This window comes from Alcanivorax sp. HI0044 (assembly GCF_001634945.1).
Map to the genome: position 1 here is coordinate 1 of NZ_LWEZ01000006.1, position 664 is coordinate 664.

At 62.3% G+C, this 664-nt stretch carries 1 protein-coding gene; it reads right to left on the reverse strand.

What is annotated here, in order from left to right; all coding sequences use genetic code 11:
* On the reverse strand, positions 1 to 664 hold a 664-nt coding region (locus A3730_RS00080; RefSeq protein WP_156500683.1), incomplete at both ends, for a PAS domain-containing protein.

Here is a 664-nt window from a genome sequence, read left to right on the forward strand (position 1 = left end):
TCAGTAATGTCTTCAATCACCACTACCTGCCCGCCAGCCTGCTCCGAGGTGCCGGTGCCCAGCACTTCGGATTTATGCAGGCTGAGCCAGCGAGTCTGCCGGTCCACTTCCAGCGATTGTTGTGGCTGGTGCGGGTTGTCGTCGTGGCTGAACTGCGTCAGGAAATCGCCCCAGGGCGGGTCCAGATCCGCCAGCCGGGAGCCGATGGTGTCGGCGGCGGTGATGCCGGTGAGTTCTTCCATGGCCCGGTTCCAGCCAATGATTTCCCGGTCGGCGCCCAGGGAAATGACCCCCATGGGCAGCTCCAGCAAGGTCTGGCGGTGGAAGCGTCGCAGGCCGTCCAGCTCTGCGGCCAGCCCGGAGAGCCGGTCGCGATATTGCTCCAGTCGTGACTCGATAAACTGGATGTCTTCGCTGGAGCTTTGTTCCTCTTCAGGCAAGTAAGGCAGGTGATCGTCCATCAACTGATGGGAAACCGACGGCCCCAGCAGGCCTGACAGGTTGGTCTCCAGCTGGTCGCGCAAACGCCGCAGGGCGTAGGGCCGGGTTTCGGTGCGTGGCAGACGTAAATCCCGCAGCGCCATTTCCACTTCCCGGGTAGCGGTAATCGGCCCCCGGGGCTGGGTCAGCGCATCAATGAAATCATCTACACTCTTGGCTTCCA